Source organism: Yersinia sp. LJYL362 (assembly GCF_048323875.1).
Genome location: NZ_JBLWEX010000278.1, coordinates 22,349 through 30,762 on the forward strand (window position 1 = coordinate 22,349; position 8,414 = coordinate 30,762).

Here is an 8,414-nt window from a genome sequence, read left to right on the forward strand (position 1 = left end):
CCCGTTCCGGTATGAACGAATGATAAGGGGCCAGTGGAAACCGTGCAACCACAGCAGGGCGCATGGAATTGTGGGTGTGATCTGCCGCAAGTGGGGGCGCGTATGACGAATCCCGGCACGACCTCGACTAACCCCATCCAATTGCTGGATCGGTATTACAACGATAAGCGCGGTATTCGCGTTCACGTTATTGGCTACGACAGCGCAACCGGGCAAGTCATTTTTCGTCGTGATGACTATGAGCATGACTGTTCAATACCCATCCGACGTTTCAGGAAAGAATATAAGGCGGTTGTATGAGCGTAAAGCTATCCAGTTATGTATGGGACGGCTGTGCGGCTGCGGGTATGAAAATATCGAAGGTGGCAATCATGGCCCGTCTTGCTGATTTCTCTAATGATGAGGGCGTGTGCTGGCCGTCAGTGACGACGATTGCTCGGCAGATAGGGGCAGGCGAGAGCACCGTTCGTACTGCATTGACCGAATTGGAAACTGATGGCTGGTTAAGCAAGAAAGCCCGCCGCGCCGGTAATCGAAATGCCAGTAATGTTTATCAGCTGAATGTCGTCAAACTTAAGGCTGCTGCTCATGCGTCAGAATCCGACACCTCAAAATCTGACGGGTCAAAATCTGATGGCTCAAAATTCGACGGGTCGGAATCTGGCAGAAATGGCACTTTTGACCCGTCAGAATCTGGGGGCGATCCGTCAGTAAATTCAAAACAAGAACCATCAAATACAAAGACTATTGGTCAGTCGCCTACGGCAACCGACCCGCAGCCAGTTGATTCTTTGAGAATTTGCTATGAAACGGCATTGGCACACTACCACGATATTTTACCCGAAATGCCCAAAGTGCTGGATATGACAAAAGACCGCCAAACCAAGATGCGCAACCTGTGGAAGAAATACGATTTAAATCTGATGAAGTGGGTGGCTTATCTGCGTTATATCTCCAAAAAATGCCGCTGGATGCTGGAAGATCGCCCTGATACATCCTCGGGTAAGACGTGGCGTCGTAAGAACTTTGATTATCTGATCACTGAAAAATGCTATCTGGCCGTCAAAGAAGTTCGGGCCGACGACTTACCGAAAGTGCCAAAGATGGACACAGTGGCGAGACAAGAGGCATTTGACCGCCTGATTTTACGTCATGGCAAGGCACAAAATAGTGTGGAGAAAACGGCTCTTTCATTGGCTGGCGGTCTTGGGCGAATGAATGAAACCTCAGCAAGAATTGAATGGAACGGTATCTGGGCTAAGTCACTTGATCTGGTTAGTGAGAACGAACTTCGGGGGCTTGCATCATGAGATATGGCTCTGTATGCAGCGGTATCGAAGCTGCAAGTCTCGCATGGGAATCTCTTGGCTGGTCAGCTGCGTGGTTTAGTGAAATAGAACCATTCCCATCAGCAGTTCTGGCGTATCGCTGGCCAACAGTTACCAATCTTGGCGACATGACAAAGATTGCCGAGTTAGTACGCTCCGGAAGTGTAGAAGCCCCAGACATCCTTGTCGGTGGCACCCCTTGTCAGGCGTTCAGCGTTGCTGGCCTGCGTAATGGTCTGGCAGATGCCCGAGGCCAGTTAACTCTTTCATATGTGGAATTAGCCGATGCAATCGACGAAACGCGCCGCGAACGTGGCGAAAAAGAATCCATCATCGTCTGGGAAAACGTGCCGGGCGTCCTCAGTAGCAAAGACAATGCATTTGGGTGTTTCCTTGCAGCACTTGCCGGAGAAGATGAGCCGCTTGTCCCATCAGGGGAAAAATGGACGAACGCTGGTTATGTGTCTGGACCCAAAAGAGCAATCGCGTGGATCATCAAAGACGCCCAATATTTCGGAGTGGCCCAACGCCGCCGCCGTGTGTTCGTTGTCGCAAGTTCTCGAGAGGACGTTAATCCCGCACAAGTATTATTTGAGTTCGACAGCCTGCGCCGGGATATTGCGCCGATCAGAGAAACGGGGAAAGCAGTTGCCGCCCTTACTGCAAATGGCGTTGGAACATGTGGCGCAGATGACAACCAGGCAAGTGCAGGTCATTTAGTTCTGAGTAAGGCATTCAGAATGACTGCATTGGGTGAGTATGCCGATGATGAAACAGCTTCTACCTGCAAGGCCCGCGATTACAAAGATGCAACGGATCTGGCTATTGCTTTCAACTGGCAGGCATCAGGAAATACATCTTCATCGCTTGGGTTTTGTGAGATCAGTGGCGCACTGCAGTGTAACAATATTCCGGCTGTTCTATCCCATAGCCCGTTATATGCGTTTAGTTATAAAGACTCAGGCGGTGATATCTCGTTTGATATTTCCCCGACATTACGGGCAGGAAACAGCACTGAAAGTAATGATAATGGTGGGCAACCTCCGGCAATTATTGATGGTTTTGATGTTCGCCGTCTGACAGTTGTCGAGTGTGAGCGCCTGCAAGGTATTCCTGATAACTACACCCTCATTCCACATGGGAAGACCAAAAAAATAAGGGCAGATGAGTATTTATACCTCCGTCATCATTTCCCTGAAATGACAGTAGAAGAGGCCCGTCGTAGTTCTGCTGATGGGCCAAGATATAAGGCGATCGGAAACAGTATGGCTGTCAATGTCATGCATTGGCTCGGGCAGCGAATTGCCATTGCACTGCCACCACCACTATACGATGTTATTTATGCCGATCCGCCTTGGCAGTATGGCAGCAAGCCAAATCGTGGTGTAAGTCTGAAATATTCCACCATGTCTGTAACAGAACTTTGCGCAATGCAGGTTCGTGGGATAGCCAGTCCAAATTCTGCCTTATTCATGTGGGTGACGGGCGCCATGATATCAGAGGCGTTGATTGTCGGAGCTGCATGGGGGTTTAAATTCATTCGAGTCGATAAGGTCTGGGAAAAGAAGAAACATACGGGTAGCCGGCACGGTGTTGTTGGTCCATGGGGAATGAATGACGCTGAATTTTTATTGTTGTTTACTCGTGGCAAAGTCTGCGGCAACCAGACCGAGAGAAACCAATACACCGTGTATGAAGAGAAATATACCGGTATCCATTCTGGCAAGCCTCATTTCTTCCGTGAGCAGATCGAGCGCCGATTCAATAATGCCCGGCGTATAGAGCTATTTGCTCGAACATCATCACCGGGGTGGGACGTCTGGGGTGATCAGGCTCCGAATGCAAAATCACTAGCCCTGATTGAGTTAGAGGAACCAGAATGAAACTCACCCTACCATTTCCACCCTCAGTAAATAGTTACTGGCGCGCCCCGAGCAAGGGGCCGTTAGCGGGTCGCCATCTTATCAGCGTCAAAGGTCGTCAGTTCCGGTCTGAGGCTTTGGCCTGCATTCTTGAGCAGTTGCGGCGGGTACCGAAAACCATCACTGATCCGGTTGCGGTTGCTATCGTTTTCTACCCTCCTAATCTGGTTCGACGGGATCTGGATAACTTCCTGAAAGCGCCACTGGATGCCATGACTCATGCGGGTGTATGGGCTGATGATAGCCAGGTGAAAAAGCTAATGATTGAGTGGGGGCCAATCGTCAAGGGAGGGAAGATAGAGATACTTATCAGTGAGGTGAATAAAAATGTTCCTCGCTGATAGTGTATTGATGTACAGTGATTGTGCAGTTATTCACCTCTCCAGTTGTGCGGACATTGGATTGGAGAGGCTGGTTAAAACTAATGTGTGGAGTTCAAACGTATGACAACTGTCGTAGGCACCCCCGTATCTAAATCTGTTGTGACCATGAGCAGCCGTGAGGTTGCAGAGTTAACTGGTAAGCGCCATACCGACGTAAAGCGGGACATTGAAGTCATGATGGCTCAGCTGAATGAAGATGTGAGCAAATTTGCGCATACCTATCTCGACAGCATGAATCGCACCCAGACCGAATATTTACTAGACCGTGACCATGTTGAGTGTTTACTCGCGGGTTACAGTGCGGTAATTCGAATGAAGGTGATTCGTCGTCTCCGAGAATTGGAAGACAAGAACCAAATCCCTCAAACCCTCCCCGAAGCATTGCGTCTTGCTGCCGATCTGGCAGAAGAAAAACAGCAGCTTGAAAATCAGCTTTCGATTGCCGCACCAAAGGCTGAGTTTATCGATCGCTACGTTCAGGCCACCGGTTCTATGGTATTCCGTAATGTGTGCAAATTACTGAAAGCCAGAGAAACCGACTTCCGGCTGTTCCTGATTGAGAATCGCATCATGTACCGTCTGGCCGGTGGGCTAACTCCGTATCAGCAGCATATTGATTTGGAACGCTTCGAAGTTAAGACCGGTACCAACACTGTTAATAATCACGCATTTACCCAAGCCAGATTCACCCCCAAAGGCGTTAAGTGGATTGGTGGGCTGTGGGCTGAGTACCTTGCTAAAAAAGGTCATGCAGCATGAGGGCGCTATTAACCCCGTTTATTCAGCGTGAGCTGGGCGTGGTGATATTGAAGCCAGGTGCAGATTTATTGCCGTATATGTCAGGCCGCTTGCTGGTGGCCACTGAGCCGGATGAGTTTAAATTGCTGCCTGCTGGCGCGTTGCCGGTCGCCAATCAACAGCTAGCCAATGATCCGCGACTGTTACCTTTCTTTGAACATGAGCGGGTTATCAATGCTGCTGGTGGCCCACGCGTGCTTGAGGCATGGGTGGAACGGCTGAAAGAGTGCCAGTGGCATGATCCGGATGATTCCCACGTTCAAAATCTCACGACATTGAGTTATGGCCAGCGGTCAATTCGCCTGTGTTGGCATCATGATAATAAGTTGAGAGAGCATACACTCCCCCGATTGAATCAGCTGGCGACCAGCAATCTCATCACTTGGATAATTTCAACAGTATGTAGTCATTTTCGGCTTCCGGAGGGCCACCAGCTCACTATGCCGGAATTATGTTGGTGGGCTGTCGTCAATGAGGTTTCCGACTTGCTCCCCGACTCAATTGCTCGAGCAAGTTTGCGGATGCTACCAGCAGTGATGAAATCAGGGCCAACTAGGGAGAGTGATATCACTTGGACGCCAAACCCGACGCAAGTCATTGAAAGTAAAGTTGAGCAGGTTAAGAAGGTGCTAGCGCTGAAAATTGATGCCGAGCCACCAGCCAGCTTTATGCGCATCCCTAAGCGGCAGCGTTGGGAAAGTCGCAAGTGGCTCACATGGGTTAAATCCCAACAGTGCTGCGGGTGTGGTCGTGGTCGTTCTGCTGATGACCCTCATCACATCATTGGGCATGGACAGGGCGGCATGGGGACTAAGGCACATGACCTTTTCACTATTCCTCTTTGCCGTCTCTGTCATGACGCGCTGCATGCTGATATGCATGTGTGGGAGGCGGAGCATGGTAGCCAGGTTGTGTTGTTATTTAAATTTTTAGATCTCTCGATTGGGGTAGGTGCATTGAAATAAATATTTCAGGGGTATTATAGATTTTTGTAATGTAAATAAGTGCTATTTAAGCAAATTAGTAGGTTATAACTAATTATATGGTGGAAGTTTTCTTTTTAAAACTGTTATAATTACTATTATTATCAAGGGGGAATTATGGATAGAGTAAATTATCACCAGGCGTTTTTTTTAGATGGGAAACCAACTAAAGACTATGATGGAATTTCATATAGTTTGAAAACCAAATTAAGAGATAAAGGTTTTGATTTAGAACAAGATGGTGCCTTTGCATTTATGCCAAATGATGCACCACCACAAGTACCTCGTTTAAATATGCAAGGTAATGACGGAAATATAAAAGTCGTGATCTCGTTAGTTCGGGCTGATTTATATATTGACTATTCTGAGATGTCAAAGGAATTCACAATGGAGGAAGCTGTAGAAATTTCACTTATTTTCAAAGAAGCGCTGGAAAATGTAGGTGTTAACATAGAGTATGCAGGGATGGTTATTACTTATGCGAAGTTCAGAAAAAATCCAGTTGGAGATATTAAAACTGGGTTACTTAACGCGAACAATACAGTTTTTGATAAAGAATTGAGTTCCATTGCAGTGAAAACTCGTAGTTTTTTTCCTTTCATGGATAATAATGAAGGGTTAAATATTATATTAAATATAGAAAGTGCAGTGGAGAAAAAAAGCAGAAAATCGGTTCTCATGATTAAGAAAGATATAAACAATTTAAAAATTAAAAAATTAACAAGTGAAGCGGATTTTCAGCGTTTCATGGAGATTTGTGTTCAAGAAAATAACGATGATGTAATAAATAGCGTCTTGAATTTTGGGGGTTAATTATGGATGATGTTAATAGTTATTTTGAAACTGGAGGTGAGGACTATATTAGTAATCCACCTATGCCAACTCCTAATGTTAATAATATTCATGATGTGGAGGATATGCCTAGAATTAAAGAGTATGCAAACTCTATAAATACTTCAAGTGAAGTGAGTGTTGATTATGATGATGCAAGTAGTACTGTTCCTGATGATAGATTCAATACATCAAGTTATTATAAGGATCGTAGTCGAATAAATGAAGAGTTAATAAAATTACAGAATAAACAAAAAATATTAGATAAAGTAATTGAGAATATAAAAGAAAAAGCACTGATAAATGAAAAAAATGCATTGAAAGTTGAGTCTAATATGGCTGAAGCTCAAGCTTTTTATAAAGATCTACAAATAAAAAATATAAACATAGAAAGCAAAGTTCTAGATTTTCAAAGTGAGCTAAAAGAATCAAGAAATTCATTCTTGGGAATAATAGCTTTATTTGCTTCATTCTTTTCATTTATATCGGTAAGTATAAATATTTTTTCAAAAGAAATGACAGTAGCCACGTCGATTTCTATCGTTATTGTCTTATGGGTTTGCCTTGTTAGTTTTATATTCATTTTTATGGCTTCCTTAAGTAAGGGTTTTGTTTATTTTTCGAGTGCTAGTATAATTAGACACTTTTTAGTCGTTATTGTGTGTATTGTAATTGGGTTAATTATACCTAGATTTGTCATGAGTTTTATGATGATCTAAATTAGTGTGGGGTATTAATGTCATATGTAACGGTATGCGGACCAGTTACAGAGGAGTCATGATGAGAGACATTTCTTTAGTTTTGGCCCGCTGGGGCGTTTGGGCGCGTGACAGTTCTGGTGTTGATTACTCACCTATCGCCGCCGGATTTAAGGGGTTATTACCCGCCACTTCAAGCCGTCAAGAATCCTGCTGTGATGATGATGGCCTAATCATAGATTCGGCAGTAAGTCAGTTAAAGGCCCGGCGCTTGACGCATGAATACTCACTGATATGCCTGCATTACATACTTGGCGTTTCAAAGCGGCAGATAGCGAAGAAGTACAAGGTATCTGAGGGCCGTGTTCGCCAGCAGATGCAGGTCGCAGAGGGGTTTATCGATGGTTGCCTGGCAATGACGGGCGCAGTTCTTGAGATGGATCCTTACACCCAAATCCAACATGTTCATGAAAATGATAAAAAAGGATTAGTGCGCTACGCATAAAGTGTTCTAGTGTGATAAGAGTTGGTTGTGCAGTAGCGCTTATCCAGTCAAAGAAACCTCGCCTTTGTGCGGGGTTTATTCGCTTTAGTGCCTTTTAATAAATTGAAACCATGGTTATGATTTGGTTTTCATATCTATAGGAATAGCACAATGGCATGGCAAGGAATTCCATTTATATCTGAATATATTATCCCAAATAGTTACCTTGCTATTAGTAATATTCCTAAAATAATTATTGATTCGGAGTTTTCATGGGAAAGCTCTTTTATAACTATTTTGGGTTCTCTAATAGCTGGTGCAATCCCTGCCATAATCGCTTGGAAAGCTATTGAAAATAGTAATGAGTTACTTAGGTCTCAAATGGAACTTGCTCAGGTAGTTGAGCGCATTAATAAAATTAGAGATTTTAGCGCACAATATGCTGCGGGCATTGAAACTCTATGTGCATCACTACTTGCAACGCGAAGATTTTTAATTGAGTCTGGGTCTACTTATGATCGACAAGATTTAGTTGAAGGCTTTGAAGCAGCTAAAAACCTCAATGTATTTATTAACTCAATAATCCTTTTAATCAACACAGATCTTCCAGAGGCTAAGATTGTAGAAATTAATATAAAAGCTTGCGAAGTCTCGCTTCGAGAGGCTTTTAGTAAAGAAATACCAATGAATGCACACCAAATACCAGGCATTGAGAAACCATTGAATGAATTCCTTGATAACATGCGACTTTACCTAAAAGCTGAAATGAAAATTATCCGGAATAGCTGATTCGTAATTACCTATAGGAATTTATAACTAATTTAATCAGGATCACTTCGGTGGGCCTTTTGTATTTAAACGGTATGCGGTCAGCACATTGGTAGGTGTTGACGCCGGAACCGTAACCGGCTTCAAAAATGATAAGCCCCGACATAAGTCAGGGCTTTTTTGTTTGTGGAATGGGCGGCAGAAGAGTGCTGGTAACAC

10 protein-coding genes are annotated in these 8,414 nt (G+C 44.6%); all 10 read left to right on the forward strand.

The window, feature by feature from the left end; translation table 11 throughout:
* The first annotated feature begins 33 nt into the window (after nt 1–33).
* The 10 genes from ACNSO8_RS18040 (at nt 34) to ACNSO8_RS18085 (ending at nt 8,216) form a co-directional block, all read left to right on the forward strand.
* The gene (locus ACNSO8_RS18040) at nt 34–300 is read left to right on the forward strand and encodes a DUF4222 domain-containing protein (protein ID WP_418395422.1); all 267 of its coding nucleotides are present in this window, start codon (nt 34–36) and stop codon (nt 298–300) included.
* Nucleotides 297–1,310, forward strand: a complete 1,014-nt coding sequence (locus tag ACNSO8_RS18045; protein ID WP_418395423.1) for a helix-turn-helix domain-containing protein — start codon at nt 297–299, stop codon at nt 1,308–1,310. Before ACNSO8_RS18040 ends, ACNSO8_RS18045 begins: the two co-directional genes overlap by 4 nt.
* Entirely contained in the window at nt 1,307–3,211 is a 1,905-nt protein-coding gene (locus ACNSO8_RS18050; RefSeq protein ID WP_418395424.1) for an MT-A70 family methyltransferase, read from the forward strand. Before ACNSO8_RS18045 ends, ACNSO8_RS18050 begins: the two co-directional genes overlap by 4 nt.
* Entirely contained in the window at nt 3,208–3,591 is a 384-nt protein-coding gene (locus ACNSO8_RS18055; RefSeq protein WP_418395425.1) for a RusA family crossover junction endodeoxyribonuclease, read from the forward strand. The genes ACNSO8_RS18050 and ACNSO8_RS18055 overlap by 4 nt, the downstream gene beginning before the upstream one ends.
* Before the next feature lie 102 nt (nt 3,592–3,693).
* Nucleotides 3,694–4,392 (forward strand): phage antirepressor KilAC domain-containing protein, encoded by a 699-nt coding sequence (locus ACNSO8_RS18060; protein WP_418395426.1) that lies wholly within the window; start codon nt 3,694–3,696, stop codon nt 4,390–4,392.
* Nucleotides 4,389–5,396 carry a DUF968 domain-containing protein gene (locus ACNSO8_RS18065; RefSeq protein ID WP_418395427.1) on the forward strand — a complete coding sequence of 336 codons (1,008 nt, stop codon included), beginning with the start codon at nt 4,389–4,391 and terminating at the stop codon, nt 5,394–5,396. Before ACNSO8_RS18060 ends, ACNSO8_RS18065 begins: the two co-directional genes overlap by 4 nt.
* A gap of 135 nt (nt 5,397–5,531) precedes the next feature.
* Nucleotides 5,532–6,227, forward strand: a complete 696-nt coding sequence (locus ACNSO8_RS18070; protein WP_418395428.1) for a hypothetical protein — start codon at nt 5,532–5,534, stop codon at nt 6,225–6,227.
* 2 nt (nt 6,228–6,229) lie between these two features.
* Entirely contained in the window at nt 6,230–6,964 is a 735-nt protein-coding gene (locus ACNSO8_RS18075; RefSeq protein WP_418395429.1) for a hypothetical protein, read from the forward strand.
* Nucleotides 6,965–7,025: 61 nt separating this feature from the next.
* Nucleotides 7,026–7,448 (forward strand): antiterminator Q family protein, encoded by a 423-nt coding sequence (locus ACNSO8_RS18080; protein ID WP_418395430.1) that lies wholly within the window; start codon nt 7,026–7,028, stop codon nt 7,446–7,448.
* 150 nt (nt 7,449–7,598) lie between these two features.
* Nucleotides 7,599–8,216 carry a hypothetical protein gene (locus tag ACNSO8_RS18085; protein ID WP_418395431.1) on the forward strand — a complete coding sequence of 206 codons (618 nt, stop codon included), beginning with the start codon at nt 7,599–7,601 and terminating at the stop codon, nt 8,214–8,216.
* The last annotated feature ends 198 nt before the right edge of the window (nt 8,217–8,414 follow it).

Excerpts from the sequence above, each read along its gene's own strand:
- ACNSO8_RS18045 (WP_418395423.1), top strand. The coding sequence starts at position 297 with ATGAGCGTAAAGCTATCCAGTTATGTATGGGACGGCTGTGCGGCTGCG.
- ACNSO8_RS18050 (WP_418395424.1), top strand. The coding sequence starts at position 1,307 with ATGAGATATGGCTCTGTATGCAGCGGTATCGAAGCTGCAAGTCTCGCA.
- ACNSO8_RS18055 (WP_418395425.1), top strand. The coding sequence starts at position 3,208 with ATGAAACTCACCCTACCATTTCCACCCTCAGTAAATAGTTACTGGCGC.
- ACNSO8_RS18060 (WP_418395426.1), top strand. The coding sequence starts at position 3,694 with ATGACAACTGTCGTAGGCACCCCCGTATCTAAATCTGTTGTGACCATG.
- ACNSO8_RS18065 (WP_418395427.1), top strand. The coding sequence starts at position 4,389 with ATGAGGGCGCTATTAACCCCGTTTATTCAGCGTGAGCTGGGCGTGGTG.
- ACNSO8_RS18070 (WP_418395428.1), top strand. The coding sequence starts at position 5,532 with ATGGATAGAGTAAATTATCACCAGGCGTTTTTTTTAGATGGGAAACCA.
- ACNSO8_RS18075 (WP_418395429.1), top strand. The coding sequence starts at position 6,230 with ATGGATGATGTTAATAGTTATTTTGAAACTGGAGGTGAGGACTATATT.
- ACNSO8_RS18080 (WP_418395430.1), top strand. The coding sequence starts at position 7,026 with ATGAGAGACATTTCTTTAGTTTTGGCCCGCTGGGGCGTTTGGGCGCGT.
- ACNSO8_RS18085 (WP_418395431.1), top strand. The coding sequence starts at position 7,599 with ATGGCATGGCAAGGAATTCCATTTATATCTGAATATATTATCCCAAAT.